The organism is Planomonospora algeriensis (assembly GCF_977012225.1).
The window spans coordinates 1-16794 of sequence record NZ_CDRNDK010000102.1 but is presented as its reverse complement, the minus strand read 5'-3'; the positions used below and the strand labels follow the sequence as shown (position 1 = coordinate 16794).

Annotated in this window: 11 protein-coding genes and 1 pseudogene; 9 read left to right on the top strand and 3 right to left on the bottom strand. The window is 71.7% G+C overall.

Going from position 1 to position 16794, the window contains the following annotated elements; all coding sequences use genetic code 11:
* Positions 1 to 386: 386 nt before the first annotated feature.
* Both ACWJ6R_RS13575 and mgrA read left to right on the top strand, forming a co-directional pair.
* Positions 387 to 2447 (top strand): S9 family peptidase, encoded by a 2061-nt coding sequence (locus tag ACWJ6R_RS13575; RefSeq protein WP_449062560.1) that lies wholly within the window; start codon positions 387 to 389, stop codon positions 2445 to 2447.
* Positions 2444 to 3468: pseudogene (gene mgrA, locus ACWJ6R_RS13570) on the top strand (L-glyceraldehyde 3-phosphate reductase). The gene ACWJ6R_RS13575 and the pseudogene mgrA overlap by 4 nt, the downstream one beginning before the upstream one ends.
* Before the next feature lie 112 nt (positions 3469 to 3580).
* On the opposite strand, the gene ACWJ6R_RS13565 reads toward mgrA, so the two are convergent.
* Positions 3581 to 6001: a lysylphosphatidylglycerol synthase transmembrane domain-containing protein gene (locus tag ACWJ6R_RS13565; protein ID WP_449062559.1), complete on the bottom strand. Its 2421-nt coding sequence runs from the start codon at positions 5999 to 6001 to the stop codon at positions 3581 to 3583.
* A 379-nt stretch (positions 6002 to 6380) separates the two neighbouring features.
* Here ACWJ6R_RS13565 and ACWJ6R_RS13560 point away from each other — a divergent pair, with 379 nt between their 5' ends.
* Together ACWJ6R_RS13560 and ACWJ6R_RS13555 are read left to right on the top strand one after the other, a co-directional pair.
* The gene (locus ACWJ6R_RS13560; RefSeq protein WP_449062558.1) at positions 6381 to 7991 is read left to right on the top strand and encodes a M28 family metallopeptidase; all 1611 of its coding nucleotides are present in this window, start codon (positions 6381 to 6383) and stop codon (positions 7989 to 7991) included.
* Positions 7992 to 8099: 108 nt separating this feature from the next.
* Complete coding sequence (locus tag ACWJ6R_RS13555) at positions 8100 to 10103, top strand: molybdopterin-containing oxidoreductase family protein (protein WP_449062557.1); 2004 nt, start codon at positions 8100 to 8102, stop codon at positions 10101 to 10103.
* 82 nt (positions 10104 to 10185) lie between these two features.
* Here the strand turns inward: ACWJ6R_RS13555 and ACWJ6R_RS13550 are convergent, their stop codons facing one another.
* Positions 10186 to 10410, bottom strand: a complete 225-nt coding sequence (locus ACWJ6R_RS13550) for a hypothetical protein (RefSeq protein WP_449062556.1) — start codon at positions 10408 to 10410, stop codon at positions 10186 to 10188.
* A 280-nt stretch (positions 10411 to 10690) separates the two neighbouring features.
* Here ACWJ6R_RS13550 and ACWJ6R_RS13545 point away from each other — a divergent pair, with 280 nt between their 5' ends.
* Complete coding sequence (locus ACWJ6R_RS13545) at positions 10691 to 11158, top strand: hypothetical protein (RefSeq protein WP_449062555.1); 468 nt, start codon at positions 10691 to 10693, stop codon at positions 11156 to 11158.
* Between the two features lie 66 nt (positions 11159 to 11224).
* Here the strand turns inward: ACWJ6R_RS13545 and ACWJ6R_RS13540 are convergent, their stop codons facing one another.
* Positions 11225 to 11611 (bottom strand): VOC family protein, encoded by a 387-nt coding sequence (locus tag ACWJ6R_RS13540; protein WP_449062554.1) that lies wholly within the window; start codon positions 11609 to 11611, stop codon positions 11225 to 11227.
* Between the two features lie 316 nt (positions 11612 to 11927).
* Here ACWJ6R_RS13540 and ACWJ6R_RS13535 point away from each other — a divergent pair, with 316 nt between their 5' ends.
* The 4 genes from ACWJ6R_RS13535 to ACWJ6R_RS13520 form a co-directional block, all read left to right on the top strand.
* Positions 11928 to 13751 (top strand): acyl-CoA dehydrogenase, encoded by a 1824-nt coding sequence (locus ACWJ6R_RS13535; protein ID WP_449062553.1) that lies wholly within the window; start codon positions 11928 to 11930, stop codon positions 13749 to 13751.
* Between the two features lie 271 nt (positions 13752 to 14022).
* Complete coding sequence (locus ACWJ6R_RS13530) at positions 14023 to 14760, top strand: NUDIX hydrolase (RefSeq protein ID WP_449062552.1); 738 nt, start codon at positions 14023 to 14025, stop codon at positions 14758 to 14760.
* 219 nt (positions 14761 to 14979) lie between these two features.
* Complete coding sequence (locus ACWJ6R_RS13525) at positions 14980 to 15798, top strand: molecular chaperone DnaJ (protein ID WP_449062551.1); 819 nt, start codon at positions 14980 to 14982, stop codon at positions 15796 to 15798.
* 53 nt (positions 15799 to 15851) lie between these two features.
* The coding region (locus ACWJ6R_RS13520) for a hypothetical protein (RefSeq protein ID WP_449062550.1) at positions 15852 to 16794 on the top strand (943 nt) is incomplete at its 3' end.

Here is a 16794-nt window from a genome sequence, read left to right as displayed (position 1 = left end):
TGTCAATTTGACCCGGTCCGACCGATCCGTCTGGAATTCAGACCGCCCCGTTTCCGGGGCAACCCCTCAAACTTACCAGCCCTTGAGCGGTTCTGCGAACCGATCTCTGAAGCCGTTGGTTTCAGGGGATTGTCGACAGAACACGGCAAGCCACACCGAAGTCACCTGAGTGAGTGGAGTGGTTTGCGCCGGATCTTGGCGACGTCAAAAGATTAGCAGTCCCCGGGGACCGCTTGAGACGGAACCACGAATCAGGCGGTCCGGATCCTGGGGATGGACGCACCCGGATGAACGCACTGGCACGTGGTCGAACCATGACAACACATCAGTGGGCGCGCCGATTCCCTGATCAGGTCCGAACCCGCCGGAACCATAGACTCGTCGGGGTGAGCAGCGAGATGCCGCCTACGGCGAAGAAGGTCCCCAGCGAGCGCGTGCACCACGGGGACACCGTGATCGACCACTACGCATGGCTGACGGTCAAGGATGATCCCGAGACGATCGCCTATCTCGAGGCCGAGAACGCCTACACCCAGCAGACGACCGCCCATCTGAAGCCGCTCCAGGAGACGATCTTCCAGGAGATCAAGGGCCGGACCCTGGAGACGGACCTGTCCGTCCCCACCCGCAAGGGCGACTGGTGGTACTACTCCCGGACCGAGGAGGGCAAGCAGTACGGCATCCAGTGCCGGGTGGCCGCCGCGGGCGAGACCCCTCCGGAGCTGAGGGCCGGCGAGCCGCTCCCCGGCGAGCAGGTCATGCTCGACGGCAACGAGCTGGCCGGCGAGAGCGACTTCTTCGCCCTCGGCACCAGCGCGGTGAGCCCGGACGGCACCCTGCTGGCCTACTCGGTGAACTTCACCGGCGACGAGCGATTCACCCTCAAGATGAAGAACCTCGTCACCGGCCAGGCCCTCCCCGACGAGATCCCCGGCATCTTCTACGGCGGCGCCTGGTCCGCCGACGGGACCACGTTCTTCTACACCACGGTCGACGAGGCCTGGCGCCCCTACCGCGTCTACCGGCACACCGTCGGCACCCCGGCCGCCGAGGACGTGCTCGTCCACGAGGAGGGGGACGAGCGGTTCTGGATCGGCGTCGGCCTCACCCGCAGCGAGCGCTACCTGATCCTCTCCGCCGGAAGCAAGATCACCAGCGAGATCCGGATCCTGGAGGCGGACCGCCCGACCGGCGAGTTCCGCGTCGTGCGCCCCCGGGAGACCGGCGTCGAGTACGGCCTCGACCACGCCGGCGACCACTTCCTGGTCCTGCACAACAAGAACGCGGAGAACTTCGAGCTGGCCACGGCCCCGCTCGACGACCCAGGCACCTGGACGCCGCTGATCGCGCACCGCGAGGACACCCGGCTGCTGGACGTCGACGCCTTCTCCGGCCACACCGTCGTGCATTTCCGTCGCGACGGCCTCACCGGCATCCGCGTCCTGCCCGCGGGCGGTGAACCGTACGAGATCGACCTGCCGGAGCCGATCTACGACGTGGCGCCCTCCGGGAACCCGGAGTTCGTCACCGGGCGGCTCCGCATCGGCTACACCAGCATGATCACGCCGCCGTCGGTCTACGACTACGACCTGGCGGCGCGGGAGCTGATCCTGCTGAAGCGCAAGCCCGTGCTCGGCGGTTACGACCCGGCCGACTACGAGCAGTTCCGCGAGTGGGCGACCGCCCCGGACGGCACCCGCGTGCCGATCTCCATCGCGGTGCGGAAGGGCACCGACCGGCCGGCGCCCACGGTCCTGTACGGCTACGGCAGCTACGAGATCTCGGTCGACCCGTCGTTCTCGGTGGCCAGGCTCAGCCTGCTGGACCGGGGCTTCGTCTTCGCCATCGCGCACATCAGGGGCGGCGGCGAGATGGGCCGCCGGTGGTACGAGGACGGGAAGTTCCAGCGGAAGAAGAACACCTTCACCGACTTCGTCGCCTGCGCCGAGCACCTCAAGGCCGCCGGCTGGTCCTCCGGCGTCATCGCGCGCGGCGGGTCGGCGGGCGGGCTGTTGATGGGCGCGGTCGCCAACCTCGCGCCCGAGTCCTTCGCCGGCGTGGTCGCCGAGGTGCCGTTCGTGGACGCGCTGAACACGATCCTCGACCCGTCGCTCCCGCTCACCGTCATCGAGTGGGACGAGTGGGGCGACCCGCTGCACGACCCGGACGTGTACGCGTACATGAAGTCGTACACGCCGTACGAGAACGTGGACGGCCGGGTCTACCCGCCGATCCTGGCGATCACCAGTCTCAACGACACCCGGGTGCTCTACCACGAGCCCGCCAAGTGGATCGCGAAGCTCCGCGACACCGCGCGCGGCGGGCCGTTCCTGCTCAAGACGGAGATGGGCGCCGGGCACGGCGGCCGGAGCGGCAGGTACGACTCCTGGCGCGAGGAGGCATTCACCCTCTCCTGGATCCTCGACACCGCGAAGGCGGCGCAGTGACCTCCGATGACTACCGGGCGGCCGACGACCGCTACGACGGGCGGCAGCCGTACAACCGGGTCGGCAGGAGCGGGCTCAAGCTGCCCGCGGTCTCGCTGGGGCTCTGGCACAACTTCGGCGACGACAAGCCGTTCGAGACGCAGCGGGCCATCCTGCGCCGGGCCTTCGATCTCGGGGTGACCCACTTCGACCTGGCCAACAACTACGGCCCGCCGTACGGCTCGGCGGAGGCGAACTTCGGGCGGCACCTGCGGGAGGACTTCGCCCGCTACCGCGACGAGCTGGTCGTCTCGACGAAGGCGGGCTACGACATGTGGCCGGGGCCGTACGGCGAGTGGGGCTCGCGCAAGTACCTGCTGGCCAGCCTGGACCAGTCGCTCAAGCGCATGGGCCTGGAGTACGTCGACATCTTCTACAGCCACCGGCCCGACCCGGACACGCCGCTGGAGGAGACGATGGGCGCGCTGGACCACGCGGTCCGGTCCGGGCGGGCGCTGTACGCCGGGATCTCGTCGTACTCGCCGGAGCAGACCGCCGAGGCGGCGCGGATCCTGCGGGAGATGGGCACGCCGCTGCTGATCCACCAGCCGTCGTACTCGATGCTGAACCGGTGGATCGAGGGCGGCCTGCTGGACGTGCTGGAGGCCGAGGGGGCGGGCTGCATCGCGTTCTCGCCGCTGGCGCAGGGCATGCTGACCGACCGCTACCTCGGCGGATCCCGGAGGGGTCGCGGGCCTCGCTGGGTCACTTCCTCAAACCGGAGATGCTCACCGAGCAGACCATGCGGCACGTGCGCAGGCTCAATGAGATCGCCTCGGCGCGCGGCCAGTCGCTGGCGCAGATGGCGCTGGCCTGGGCGCTGCGGGACCGGCGGGTGACCTCGGTGCTGATCGGCGCGAGCAGCGTGCGGCAGCTGGAGGACAGCCTCGGGGCGGTGCGGAACCTCTCCTTCACCCCGGAGGAGCTGGCGGCCATCGACGCGGACGCGGTCGAGGCCGGCGTCGACCTCTGCACCGGTTAGCCGTGCGGAGACGTCCGGCCGTAGGTAAGACCGGCCTTGGGTAAGACCGGCCGTGGCGACGCCTCCGGCCGTGCGGAGACGTCCGGCCGTGGGGACGCCGGGTCCGGTCCGGCTACAGGGCCTCGTTCCGCTGCAGGTAGGCGAACGAGGCCCAGCCGGGCAGGACCGGGAACCAGAAGGTGAGCAGCCGGAACAGCAGCACCGCGGAGGCGGCGGTCCCCGGTTCGAGGCCGGCGAGGGTGAGGCCGGTCGCGAGGGAGAACTCCACCGCGCCGAGGCCGCCGGGCGTGGGGGCGGCCGAGCCGATGGCGTTGCCGGCCAGGAAGACCACCGCGACGGCGGCGAAGTTGAGGGATCCGCCGAAGGCCCGCACGCAGGCGTCCAGGCAGACGACGAAGAAGATCGTCAGCAGCAGCGTGCCGGTGAAGCCCTCGGCGATCTTCCGGGGGGACTGGAGCACGTCCAGCAGGCGCGGCACGACCCCGGAGAACAGCGAGCGCACCCGCGAGGTCACCATGCGGCGCAGGCGCGGCACGCCCATCAAGAAGAGCACCAGCACGGCCACGGCGAGCAGCACGAAGACCAGGGTCCGCGACGGGGTGAAGGACGCGGCCGTGCCGGAGCCGGTGATGTAGGCGAACAGCAGCAGCAGCGTGATGTGGAAGGCGAGCCCGACGAACTGGGAGGCGCCCACGCTGGCCACCGCCTGGCCCGGCGGGATGCCCCGCCGCTGCAGGTAGCGGGTGTTGATGGCGACGCCGCTCACCGCGGCCGGGGCGACCAGCTTCACGAACGACCCGGCGAACTGCACCAGCACGGTCCGGCCGAGGGGGAGCCTCTCCGGCACGAAGCCCATGAGCATCAGGGCGGCGGCGACGTAGCTCAGCATCGCGGCGGCGAACGCCACCCCGGTCCAGCCCCACTTGGCCGTGGTGATCGTGTTCAGGTTGGTCTGGGCCAGGTAGGTGACCAGGAAGTACGCGGCGAAGGCGCTGGCGATGATCGTGAAGAGGGTCTTCGGGCGGAACCGCTCCAGGCGGATCGTCTCGGCCTCGGCCCTGGGCTCCAGCTCGACGATCCGCTCCCGGATCGCGGGCAGCAGTTCCTTGTCCTTGCTCAGCGCCACCCTGGTCTCGCGGGTGAGCGCGATCCGCTGGAGCAGCGGGAGCGCCGCGGCCAGCGTGTGCGGCCCCGCCACGGTCGCGGCGGCGCGGACCGCGCGCTCGGCCCCGACCCGGAGGCTGAGGTAGGTGAGCAGCTGGGCGATGTCCAGGCTGAGCAGCAGGTCTCCGGCGGCGATCTCGCCGCTGCGGGCGTCCATCAGGATGACCCGGCCCTCGTCGTCGACGTGGATGCTGTCGCCGGTCAGCCGCCGGTGGGCCAGGCGCTGGACCTGCAGCAGGAGGACCTGCTCCCAGATCTGGGCGAGCAGGTCGTCGTCGATCTCCTCGTCCGGGATGTCCTCCAGCGCACGGGTCGGGGTGTGCTCGTAGACGAGCAGCGCGGCCTCGGAGCCGATCTCGCTGGTGCCGACGAGCCGGGGGGTGCTGGCTCCGGCGGCGTGCGCGGCGTACGCCATCAGGGCCTCGCGCTCCAGTTCGGCGCGGAGCGAGCGGATGGCCTTGCGGCGGGTCTCGGAGCTGAGGCGGATGCGCCGCCAGAGGCGGTAGAGCAGGCCGGCGACCTGGCGGTCGCGGTCGAGGACGGTGACGTCGAGGCGGCTGCCGTCCCGCAGCCCGACGGCGTACCGGCGGCTGCTCTGGTGGTCGTCGTCGAGTCTGCGGGCCTTGACCGGGTGGAAACCCAGCTTGCGGACGGCGGCGACGATCGCGCTGCCGGGCGGGCGGGTGTTGGGGCTGCCCACGCCGTACAGCGTGGCGTAGCCGACGGCGAGTCCGACCAGGATGGAGACGACGATGCCGAGCACGGTCGCGGCCAGTCCGGCGAACAGCGCGATCGCGTTCACCGCGACCGCCGTCCACAGGGCGGCGCGCCAGGTGGGGCGGTTGGAGATGCGCACCGCGGTGGTGTAGGCGATGACCGAGGTGAGCAGGGTGTTGAGCGGCTCGACGCCGGTGCGGCCGCCGGTGAGCAGCAGGCGCAGGTCCTCGGCGCCGGCGGCGATGATCCACTCGCCGAGGACGAATGAGAGGACCATTCCGGCGATCGCGGCGAACAGGCCCTCGGCGACGCGCAGGCCGTCGCGGTGGATCACCCGCTCGATCGCGTAGGCGGCCGGGATGGCGAGCATGGCACCGCCGCCCAGCACGCCGACCAGGCCGCTCAGCAGGAACGGCACGCGCCTGGTGCCCTCGGTGACGTCGGCCTCCAGGCCGTTGAGCGTCTTCTTGGCGACCAGCGCGAGGAGGATCACGGCCGCCAGCGCCAGCAGGGTGGCCAGGAAGCGCAGCGCGTCGGAGGGGCGGCGGATGCGCTGGGGCAGCAGCGGCTCGACGACGAGCACGGCGGGGTCGCCGCCCGGCGGCGTGCCGACGGCGGCGGTCCTCTCCCCGCGTTCCTTGATATTTCTCACCGCCTGCGATTCTGCCTGTTTCGTGCTGGATCTGCGTCACCGATCTTTCCTTCCAGTCTCCACAGGCGCGGCTCCGTCCATCCCACCGCCCCACACTTCCGTCCGGAGCGGTTCCCGCGGGCGTCGGCCGCCCGTCCGAGACGGAGAATTGACCCTCCGGTTCGCGCGATCGCCGGCCCGGGGCGGGACCGACCTGAAAAGCTCGTCCCATGCCCTGTCATCTGCCCCGCCACCTGCGATGTCTACAGCTATTTGACTGCACTCGATAACAAATGTCGAGAAACGCATATCAGGTTCCATTCGTCCGGACATGTTCCGCCTGATCGCGACCGCGATCACGGGGATTTCCCGCTCCACTGGTTCAGAGGAGGAGTTCCGCATGCGCACGCGCGCGCACAGGGGCCTGATGGCCGCCGTCACCGCGGTTTCGGCCGTGGTCCTGCCCGTCGTCTCCGCCGCTCCGGCCGGGGCCGCCCCGGATCCCCGGACGCTCAGCCAGGCGGTCAAGGCCCCCGCCGTCAAGCGGCACCTGCAGGCGTTCCAGGAGATCGCCGACGCCAACGGCGGCACCCGGGCGGCGGGCACCCCCGGCTACGACGCGTCGGCCGGCTACGTGGCCGACCGGCTGCGCGAGGCCGGCTACCGGGTCACCCTGCAGGAGTTCGAGTTCCCCTTCTTCCGCGAGATCGCCAAGACCACGATGCGCCGGGTCGCCCCCTCGGCGAAGGCCTACACCCGGATGACCCACTTCCGGGTCATGACGTACTCCGGGTCGGGCAGCGTCACCGCCGCGGTCCGGGCCGTGGACGTGAAGCTGCCGCCGCCCGCGACCCCCAACCGTTCCACCTCCGGCTGCGAGGCGGCCGACTTCGCCGGTTTCACCCCGGGTGACATCGCGCTCCTGCAGCGCGGCACCTGCACCTTCCAGGTCAAGGCGGAGAACGCGCAGGCCGCCGGGGCCCGCGGTGTGATCATCTTCAACGAGGGGCAGGCGGGCGAGGGCAGGGCCGACCGCCGGGGACTGGTCGGCGGCACCCTCGGCGGGACGACCGTGAACATCCCGGTCGTCGGGACCACGTTCGCGGTGGGCAGGGAACTGTCCGCCGCGGGGACGGTGGTGACCCTCACCGCGCGCACCGAGGGCGATCCGCACCGCAGGACCCACAACGTGCTGGCCGAGAGCCGCTGGGGCGACCCGGACAAGGTGGCCATGCTCGGCGCGCACCTGGACAGCGTCCCGGAGGGGCCCGGCATCAACGACAACGGCTCGGGCAGCGCGGGGGTGCTGGAGACCGCGATCCAGGCCGGGGGCCTGCAGACGAGGAACAGGCTGCGTTTCGCCTTCTGGGGCGCCGAGGAGCTGGGCCTGCTCGGCTCCGAGCACTACGTGGCGGGGCTGTCCGCCGCGGAGAAGGCCAGGATCAAGCTCTACCTGAACTTCGACATGATCGCCTCCCCCAACCACGTCTTCGGCATATACGACGGCGACGACTCGGACCGCACCGGCTCCCCGGCCGGTCCGGCGGGCTCGGACGAGATCGAGAAGCTCTTCGAGTCGTACTTCAGGACCGCCCGCCAGCCGTACACCGGGACCGACTTCACCGGCCGCTCGGACTACGGGCCCTTCATCGCGGCGGGCATCCCGGCGGGCGGGCTGTTCACCGGCGCGGAGGGCGTCAAGACCGCGGCGGAGGCCGCGAAGTTCGGCGGCCGGACCGGGGTGGCGTACGACAAGTGCTACCACAAGGCCTGCGACACCATCTCCAACATCAGCGACAAGGCCCTGCGGGTGAACAGCGGCGCGATCGCCACCGCGGCGTTCACCTACGCCTACAGCCCGGCCCTGCCCGGCGGTTCCACCCGTTCCGGCCGGGCGGCGGCCGACGGCGGCTCCGGGCAGACGGGCTCTGGGCAGACGGGCTCCGAGCAGACGGGCTCCGGCGGGGGCGGTCTCGGCCACGGTCACGACCACGCCGGCGTGCCCTCGTAGCGGGCGGCCGCAGCACGGGGTACGGCCAGGCGGCCGCAGACGGGGGGTACGGCCGGGCGGCCGTGCCCCTTTTCCCGTCCTCACGGCTCCGCGGCTACAGTCGGGTCCATGTCGGGTGAACTGCAGATCCTGGGGGCGTGTCCGCTGGACTGCCCGGACACGTGCTCATGGGTGGTGACGGTCGCCGGCGGCGAGGCCGTGAAGATGCGCGGCAACCCCGACCACCCCTACACACGCGGTGCGCTGTGCGTGAAGGTCAACCGCTATCTGGAGCACACCCGGGCGGCCGACCGCCTCCTGCACCCGATGCGGCGCGTCGGGCCCAAGGGCTCGGGCGAGTTCGAGCGGATCACCTGGGACGAGGCCCTGGAGGAGATCTCCGTACGGCTGCGCGCGATCGTCGACGAGCACGGCGGCGAGGCGATCTGGCCCTACAACGGCACCGGGAGCCTCGGCTACCTGCAGGGCTGCGAGGGCGTGGCGGGCCGCCGGTTCTGGAACGTGCTCGGCGCGTCCCGGCACCACCTGAACATCTGCTCGGCGGCGGGCAACGCGGGACTGACGGAGATCAACGGCACTCCCGGCGGCATGGACCCCGAGGACTTCGCGTCGTCGAGGCTGATCCTGCTCTGGGGCACCAACACGCTGACCAGCGGGCACCACCTGTGGAAGTTCATCCAGGACGCCCGTGCGGCCGGCGCCCACGTGGTGGCGGTCGACCCGATCCGGACCCGCACCGCCGAGCAGGCCGACGAGCACCTGCCCATCCGGCCGGGCACCGACGCCGCCCTGGCGCTCGGGCTGCTCCACGTCGTGCTCGCCGAGGGCGCGGAGGACCGCGACTACCTGGAGCGGCACACCGAGGGCTGGGAGGCGTTCCGCGAGGAGATCCTCCGCCACCCCCCGGAGCGGGTGGCGGAGATCACCGGGCTGCCCGAGGAGGACGTCCGCGCCCTGGGCCTGCGCCTGGCCCGCACCAGGCCCACCGGCATCCGCGCCACGATGGGGATCCAGCGGCACGCGGGCGGCGGGGCGGCGCTGCGGGCGCTCGCGGCGATCCCCGCGGTGACCGGCGACTGGCGCCGGCCCGGCGGCGGGATCGCCTACTCCACCAGCGGCCACATCCACCTGGACATCGACACCCGCGACCACCTGCTGGCGCGGCCGGTCCGCACGCTCACCATGACCCGGCTCGCGAGCGAGCTGGACGAGTCGGTGAAGTGCCTGTGGGTCTACGGCGCCAACCCGGTGGGCTCCTCCCCCGACCAGAACCGCATCCGCGAACGGCTGCTGCGCGAGGACCTGTTCACGGTGGTGATGGAGCAGTTCGCGACCGACACCGTCGACTACGCCGACCTCGTGCTCCCGGCGACGATGCAGACCGAGCACCTGGACCTGCACGCCGGCTACGGCCACATGTATCTGCTGTGGAACGAGCCGGCCGTCCCGCCGCCGGGCGAGTGCCTGTCCACCACCGAGACCTTCCGCCGCCTGGCCCGGCACATGGGGCTGACCGAGCCGTCGCTGTTCGACTCCGACCTGGAGCTGGCCGAGCAGCTGCTCTCCTCCGGTCACCCGTCCCTGGACGGGATCACGGTGGACCGGCTCCGGAAGGAGGGCTGGGTCCGGCTGAACGTGCCGCGGCCGTTCCTGCCCTTCGCCGAGGGGTTCCCCACCCCGTCGGGCAGGCTGCGCTTCCCCGAAGGGACGGCCTATGTCCCGCCGCACACGGCCACGGCCGCGCGGGAGGCGTATCCGCTGGCCCTGGTCACCCCGGCGTCCCACACCTTCCTGAACACGACCTTCGGCAACAACCCCGAGCTGCGGCGGCGTTCGAAGGGCCCCCGGGTCCTGGTGAATCCGGCCGACGCGGCGGCGCGGGGCCTGGCCGACGGCCGGCGGGCCCGCGTCTTCAACGCGGGCGGCGCGTTCGAGGCCGAGGTGGAGGTCACCGAGGCGGTACGGCCCGGCGTGGTGGCGTCCACCAAGGGGCACTGGCGCAAGCTCAGCCCGGGCGGCTCGACGGTCAACGCCGTGGTGGCCGAGCGTGACGCCGATCTGGGCCGGGGCGGCACCTACCACGACAATCTCGTGGAGATCGCGCCGGTGTGAGCCGTACCCCCGCCCGGTGAGCCACGCCCGCGAGGAGTCGGCGGGACGGGCGGGGCGGAAGGCCGCCGACATGACGATCAGCCTATCGGCGGCCCTCGGGCTCACCGGAGACCAGCCGGTCGGCCCGCACGAATGCCCTGAGGCACGCGGTCAGCTTCTCCACCAGGGCGAGCACGTCCGCCCGGCGCTCGGCGCGGAGCCAGGGCCAGGACATCCAGACCGGCACGGAGAGCAGGACGATCACGAGGATCGGCAGGATGAGCAGCGCGACCACCGCGACCCGCTGCCAGCGCGCGAGGGCGAGCATCGATCCCCCTATGAAGCCCGGTGAAGCCTGATGAAGCCCGGTGAAGACGGGTGGACGCCGAAGGGGGGACCGGCTTCCGATGACCCCAACGCTACCTCGCCCCTGAGCACCCCGCACGGACAACTCGCACATTCTTTCGAAAAAGTGTGCGGCGCGTCGGGACGTCCCCGGCGCGGGCCGGATCGGTGGGAATCCTGAGCTCGGGCGCGTCCGCAGGTAGGGGAGGAATCAGGGTCGTCCCCCGATGTGGACGAGGGGGCCGAAAGGGCAGCCTGGAGACATGAAAGAGGAACTGACTCGACGTGACGAGATGTCCCTGTCCGGCGCGGCCCTGCGCGGCGCCCCCTGGAAGGCCGCGGCGGTGACCGGCGGCGCGGCGGCGGTCACCAGCTTCGGGCTGGGGGTCATCCTGCCGGGCGACGCCAGCCTGACCTGGGCCCTGTGCCTCGGCATCAGCCTGTTCTCCATGGTCGCGGCGGTCGGCTCGGTCACCAGGCCGGACGTCGCCGACCGGGTGACCCGGTCGGCCCGCCAGTGGGCGCGCAACCACCCCTGGCGCTTCTCCCTCTATCCCGCGCTCGGCTCCGCCGTGCTGATGTACCCCGTCCAGCTCCTCATCGACCGCGAAGGGCCGTTCAGCGCGGCCCTGGACGCGCTCCAGGGCGGCGTCGCGGTCTACCTGGTCACCGCGGTGCTCGCCCTGGTCCTCGGCGGGCGGAAGCAGGCGTCCCTGCCCCGCGGCCACTGAGCGGGCCCTGCCTGCGTTCACCGAGCGGGTCCTCCCCGCGTTCACCGAGCGGGTCCTTCCTCGCGGCTACTCCTTCCCGGCCGCGCCGGAGATCTCGGCCTCGCTCCGACAGACGCAGAACTCGTTGCCCTCGGGGTCGAGCATGGTCACCCAACCGGAGCCGTCGGGGGCTCGCCGGTCGGCCTGGACCGCGGCCCCGAGGGCGAGCAGCCGTTCGACCTCCTGATCGCGGGTGGAGCCCGCGGAGCCGGTGACGTCCAGGTGGACGCGGTTCTTGACGGCCTTGCCCTCGGGGACCCGAATGAACAGCAGGTTGACCTTGCCGCGCAGCAGGACCTCGTCGTCGTCCGCCCCGGTCTCCGGGGGGATCTCGTAGCCCGTGGCGTCGCGCCAGAAGGCCGCCAGCTCGTACGGCCGGGCGCAGTCGAAGGTGACGTAGTCGATGTCAATCATGCGTCCAGCCAACCGCGACACCGGCTAAACCGTCAAGGAGGTTACGTAACCGTCCAACGGGTTACGGCGGTCACCCTGTCGCGCCGCCGTACTCCACTCCAGCCGCCGGCGCCCGCACCCGCGTCCAGCACGCTCCCGTCCGCCGGGGGTGGCGCCAGGGAGGTCATCTGTTCCCCATAACCATGTGACAAACGTCCCTGTCGGGCCTGTTTTTTAGCGGTTACCGGCGGGTAGCATTCTCGGTAAGGTTACTCGCGAGTACATGCCTGTCCCGAGTACAGCGACCCCGGACCCCCGGCTTCAAGGAGCAGACCCCATGGGCCACTACAAGAGCAACATCCGTGACCTGGAGTTCAATCTCTTCGAGATGTTCGGACGCCGGGAGATCCTGGGCACAGGTCGCTTCGCCGACCTGGACGAGGACGTCGTCCGCAGCATGCTGGAGGAGCTCAACCGGATGGCCACCGGCGTGCTCGCCGACTCCTTCGAGGAGGGCGACCGCACGCCTCCGGTGTTCGACGCCGCGACCAGCACGGTGAAGATGCCCGAGGGCATCAAGAAGTCCTACTTCGCCATGCGCGACGCCGGCTGGACCAACCTCGACCTGCCCGCCGAGATGGGCGGCCCCGGCGTGCCGCGCAGCGTGGCGTGGGCCCTGGCCGAGCTCATCCTCGGCTCCAACCCGGCGCTGTGGATGTACTCCAGCGGTCCCGGTTTCGCCCACATCCTGCACACCATCGGCAACGACGAGCAGAAGCGCTTCGCCGAGCTGGCCATCGAGCGCCAGTGGGGCGCCACCATGGTGCTCACCGAGCCCGACGCGGGCTCCGACGTGGGCGCCGGCCGAGCCAAGGCCGTACAACAGCCCGACGGCACCTGGCACATCGAGGGCGTCAAGCGCTTCATCACCAGCGCCGAGCACGACATGGCCGACAACATCTTCCACCTCGTGCTGGCCCGCCCCGAGGGCCACGGCCCCGGCACCAAGGGCCTGTCGATGTTCCTGGTGCCGAAGTACCACGTGGACCTGGAGACCGGCGAGCTCGGCGAGCGCAACGGCGTCTACGTCACCAACGTCGAGAAGAAGATGGGCCTGAAGGTCTCCACGACCTGCGAGCTCACCTTCGGCGACAAGCACCCGGCGGTCGGCACGCTCGTCGGCGACGTGCACGAGGGCATCAAGCAGATGTTCATGGTGATCGAGCAGGCCCGCATGATGGTGGGCACCAAGGCGATCGCCACCCTGTCCACCGGCTACCTCAACGCGCTGGAGTACGCCAAGTCCCGCGTGCAGGGCGCCGACCTGACCCAGATGGCCGACAAGACCGCCCCGCGCGTGACCGTCACGCACCACCCGGACGTGCGCCGCGAGCTCATGCTCCAGAAATCGTACGCCGAGGGCATGCGGGCGCTGGTCCTGCTGACCGCCACCTACCAGGACGCGGTGCAGATCGCCGAGTTCGAGGGCCGCCGGGACGAGCACGCCGAGGCGATGAACGACCTGCTGCTCCCGCTGGTCAAGGGCGTCGGCTCCGAGCGCTCCTACGAGATGCTCTCCCGCTCGCTGCAGACCCTGGGCGGCTCCGGTTACCTGCAGGAGTACCCGATCGAGCAGTACATCCGGGACGCCAAGATCGACTCCCTCTACGAGGGCACCACCGCGATCCAGGGCCTGGACCTGTTCTTCCGCAAGGTCCTGCGCAACCAGGGCGCCGCGCTCGGCTCGCTCTACACCGACGTCAAGGCCTTCGCCGCCTCCGAGGCGGGCAACGGCCGCCTGAAGGTGGAGCGCGCCCTGCTCGACGAGGCCGCCGACGAGGTCAAGGCCATGGCCGACACGATGGCCGGCTGGGCGATCGGCTCGATGGAGGACCCGAAGGAGGTCTACAAGGTCGGCCTCAACACCACCCGGTTCCTGCTCGCCCTGGGCGACCTGGTGATCGGCTGGCTGCTCCTGCGCCAGGCCGAGATCGCCCTGGCCGCGCTGGGCTCCTCCGAGGAGGACCGGTCCTTCTACACCGGCAAGGTGGCCGCGGCCACCTTCTTCGCCCAGACCGTGCTGCCCCGGATCTCCGCCGAGCGCCGCATCCTCGCCGCCACCGGCCAGGACCTGATGGAGCTCCCGGAGGACGCGTTCTGAGCGGTCACTCCGCGGGACGGCCCTGAGACGGCCGCTCCCGGAGGACGAGAATCCCCTGCTCCCGCGGCAGGTCAGCGATGAGGGGCGGTCCCGTGACACGGGACCGCCCCTTCTCCGTTCCCGGGCGGCGTACGGGCCCGCCCTCTCGATCCGCCCTCCGGACCCGCCCCGGGGCCCGTCGGCCGCCGGGCCTCGCCGTACGGGAGGAGGGATTGACACGGCCCATCGTTCTTCTCATACTGAGACCATCTCAGAATGAGAAGGACGTGTGATGAGCGGTGAAAGCGAGTACCTGGCGGCCTACGACCCGCGGGAGTTCCCGCCGGTCGCCGTGACCGTCGACGTGGTGGCGCTCACCATCCTCGGCGGGGTGCTGCACGTGCTCCTGGTCGAGCGGGGCGAGCCGCCGTTCGCGGGACGCTGGGCGCTGCCCGGCGGCTTCATCCGGCCGGGCGAGGACCTGGACCAGGCCGCCGCCAGGGAGCTGGCCGAGGAGACCGGGATGGCCGACCGCGTGCACATCGAGCAGCTCGCCAGTTACGGGGCGCCGGACCGCGACCCCCGGATGCGGATCGTCTCGGTCTCCTACCTGGCCTTCGCGCCCGACCTGCCCGACCCCCAGGCGGGGTCGGACGCCGCCGACGCCGCCTGGTACGGCGTCGACCACCTGCCCGAACTGGCCTTCGACCACGCGCGCATCCTCGACCACGCCCTCGACCGGGCGCGGGCCAAGCTGGAGTACACCCCGCTGGCCACCGCCTTCGTCGGCGAGACGTTCACCATCTCCGAGCTGCGCGGGGTCTACGAGGCCGTCTGGGGGGCGCCGCTGCACGCCGGCAACTTCCACCGCAAGGTCCTGTCGGTCCCCGGGTTCGTGGAGAGCACCGGGGAGACCACCGAGAGCGGCGGCCCCCGGGGCGGCCCCCGGGCCAGGCTCTACCGCGCGGGCGACGCCCGGCTCCTCCACCCGGCCCTGCTCCGGCCCGAGCGGGAGGAGGAGGTGCGGTGACCACCACCGCCGAGGCGATCGCCCTGGTCAACGCCGCCAGGACACCGCAGGACCTGTTCGGCGGGGACGCGCCGCACCGGACCTACCGGCGGCTCGCCCGGTGCCTCCACCCCGACCTGACCACCGCGTCCGGCGCCCCGGAGGCCTTCGCCCGGCTGGCCACGCTCTGGGCCGCGCGGCGCGGGGCGCCCCCCCGGCGACCGCGCCGAACCGGAGACGGTGATCACCACCGCGGGCGGGACCTACCGGGTCGGCGGGACGCTCCACCGGGGCGCCACCGCCGTGCTCCGCGCCTGCGCGCACGACATGCTGCTCAAGCTCCCCCTCGGCCCGGCCGACAACGACCTCATGCGGCGCGAGGCCGAATCGCTCCGGACACTCGAACGCGAGGCCGACCCGCTGCTCCTGCCGTACGTGCCGCGCCTGGTGGACTCCTTCCGGCACCGCGCGGACGGGGTGGAGCGGCACGTCAACGTGATCAGCCGGGTGCCGGACGGGTTCCTGACCCTGGAGGAGGTCGAGCGGCGGCGGCCGGTGCTGGACCCCCGGGACGCGGCCTGGATCTGGCGGCGGCTGCTGGTCGCGGTCGGCACCGCGCACCGGGCCGGGATCGTGCACGGGGCGGTCTTCGGGCAGCACGTCCTGGTCCACCCCGTCGAGCACGGCCTGGTCCTCGTCGACTGGAGCCAGTCGGTGCCGGTCGGCGCCCCGCTGACCGCCCTGGTCACCCGGCGCCGCGCGGACTACCCGCCGGACGTCCTCGCCCGGGGGCCGGCGACCGAGGCCTTGGACATCCGCCTGGCCACCCGCTGCGTCGCCGCCCTGATGGGTGTGCGCCCCGACCGGCTCACCCGCCCCGGCTCCCTCGCCCTCTCCGGCCCCGGCGACCCGGCCGGGCGCGTCCCCGGGCCGATGCGCGCCTTCCTCCGGGGCAGCCTGCTCGCCCCGCCGCGCGACGCCTGGCGGCTCCTCGCCGAACTCGACGAACTCCTCGACGACCTGTACGGGCCGCGCAAGTACCGGCCCCTCCACCTGTAGCGACCCCCAGCGACTCCACCTGCAGCGACCCCTTCAAGGAAGAGGATCCCCTCATGGGAAGCGGAATCTGGTCCACCGACGTCTACTCCGCCGCCTCCCGCCTCCGGGCGGCCAAGGGCGCCAGCGCCTTCGCCTACAGCGACTCCGGCGCGCGCACCGTGCACGGCGACCTGGACCCGCACGGCGTGGCGGCCCGGGAGAGCCGCGACTCCGCCGAGCACCCCGCCTCCCTGGCCGTGGCCGTGCTCTTCGACGTGACCGGCTCGATGGGCGGGGTGCCGCGCACCCTGCAGACCAGGCTGCCCGACCTGCTCGGCCTGCTGCTGCGCAAGGGCTACGCCACCGACCCGCAGATCCTGTTCGGCGCGATCGGCGACGCCACCTGCGACCGGGCCCCGCTGCAGATCGCCCAGTTCGAGTCCGACAACCGGATGGACGAGCACCTCGGCAAGATCCTGCTGGAGGGCGGGGGCGGCGGCCAGATGACCGAGTCCTACGAGCTCGCGATGTACTTCATGGCCCGGCACACCTCGATCGACTGCTACGAGAAGCGGGGCCGCCGCGGCTACCTGTTCATCATCGGCGACGAGCTGCCGTACCCGGCGGTCAAGCGGCGCGAGGTCGCCGCGGTGATCGGCGACCGGCTGCGGCGGGACATCCCCACCGAGGACCTCGTCGCCGAGCTGACCCGGATGTACGACGTCTACTTCATCCTCCCCGCCGGGGCGAGCAACTCCCGCAACGGCCACGTGCTGGCCGCCTGGCGCGAACTGCTCGGGCAGAACGTGCTGGAGCTGGACGACCTGGACGCGGTCTGCGAGACCATCGCGCTCACCGTCGGGCTGGGCGAGGACGCGGTCGGCCTCGACGAGGGCCTGGCGGACCTGGCCGAGTTCGGCTCCACCGCCGGGGCCTCGGTCTCCCGGGCGCTGGCCGGGCTGGAGCGGAGCGCGGCGGTGGTGGACTCCCCCGCCCTCGGCGCCTCCCTCGACCCCC

Excerpts from the sequence above, each read along its gene's own strand:
- ACWJ6R_RS13560 (WP_449062558.1), top strand. The coding sequence starts at position 6,381 with ATGCGCACGCGCGCGCACAGGGGCCTGATGGCCGCCGTCACCGCGGTT.
- ACWJ6R_RS13555 (WP_449062557.1), top strand. The coding sequence starts at position 8,100 with ATGTCGGGTGAACTGCAGATCCTGGGGGCGTGTCCGCTGGACTGCCCG.
- ACWJ6R_RS13550 (WP_449062556.1), bottom strand. The coding sequence starts at position 10,410 with ATGCTCGCCCTCGCGCGCTGGCAGCGGGTCGCGGTGGTCGCGCTGCTC.
- ACWJ6R_RS13545 (WP_449062555.1), top strand. The coding sequence starts at position 10,691 with ATGAAAGAGGAACTGACTCGACGTGACGAGATGTCCCTGTCCGGCGCG.
- ACWJ6R_RS13540 (WP_449062554.1), bottom strand. The coding sequence starts at position 11,611 with ATGATTGACATCGACTACGTCACCTTCGACTGCGCCCGGCCGTACGAG.
- ACWJ6R_RS13535 (WP_449062553.1), top strand. The coding sequence starts at position 11,928 with ATGGGCCACTACAAGAGCAACATCCGTGACCTGGAGTTCAATCTCTTC.
- ACWJ6R_RS13530 (WP_449062552.1), top strand. The coding sequence starts at position 14,023 with ATGAGCGGTGAAAGCGAGTACCTGGCGGCCTACGACCCGCGGGAGTTC.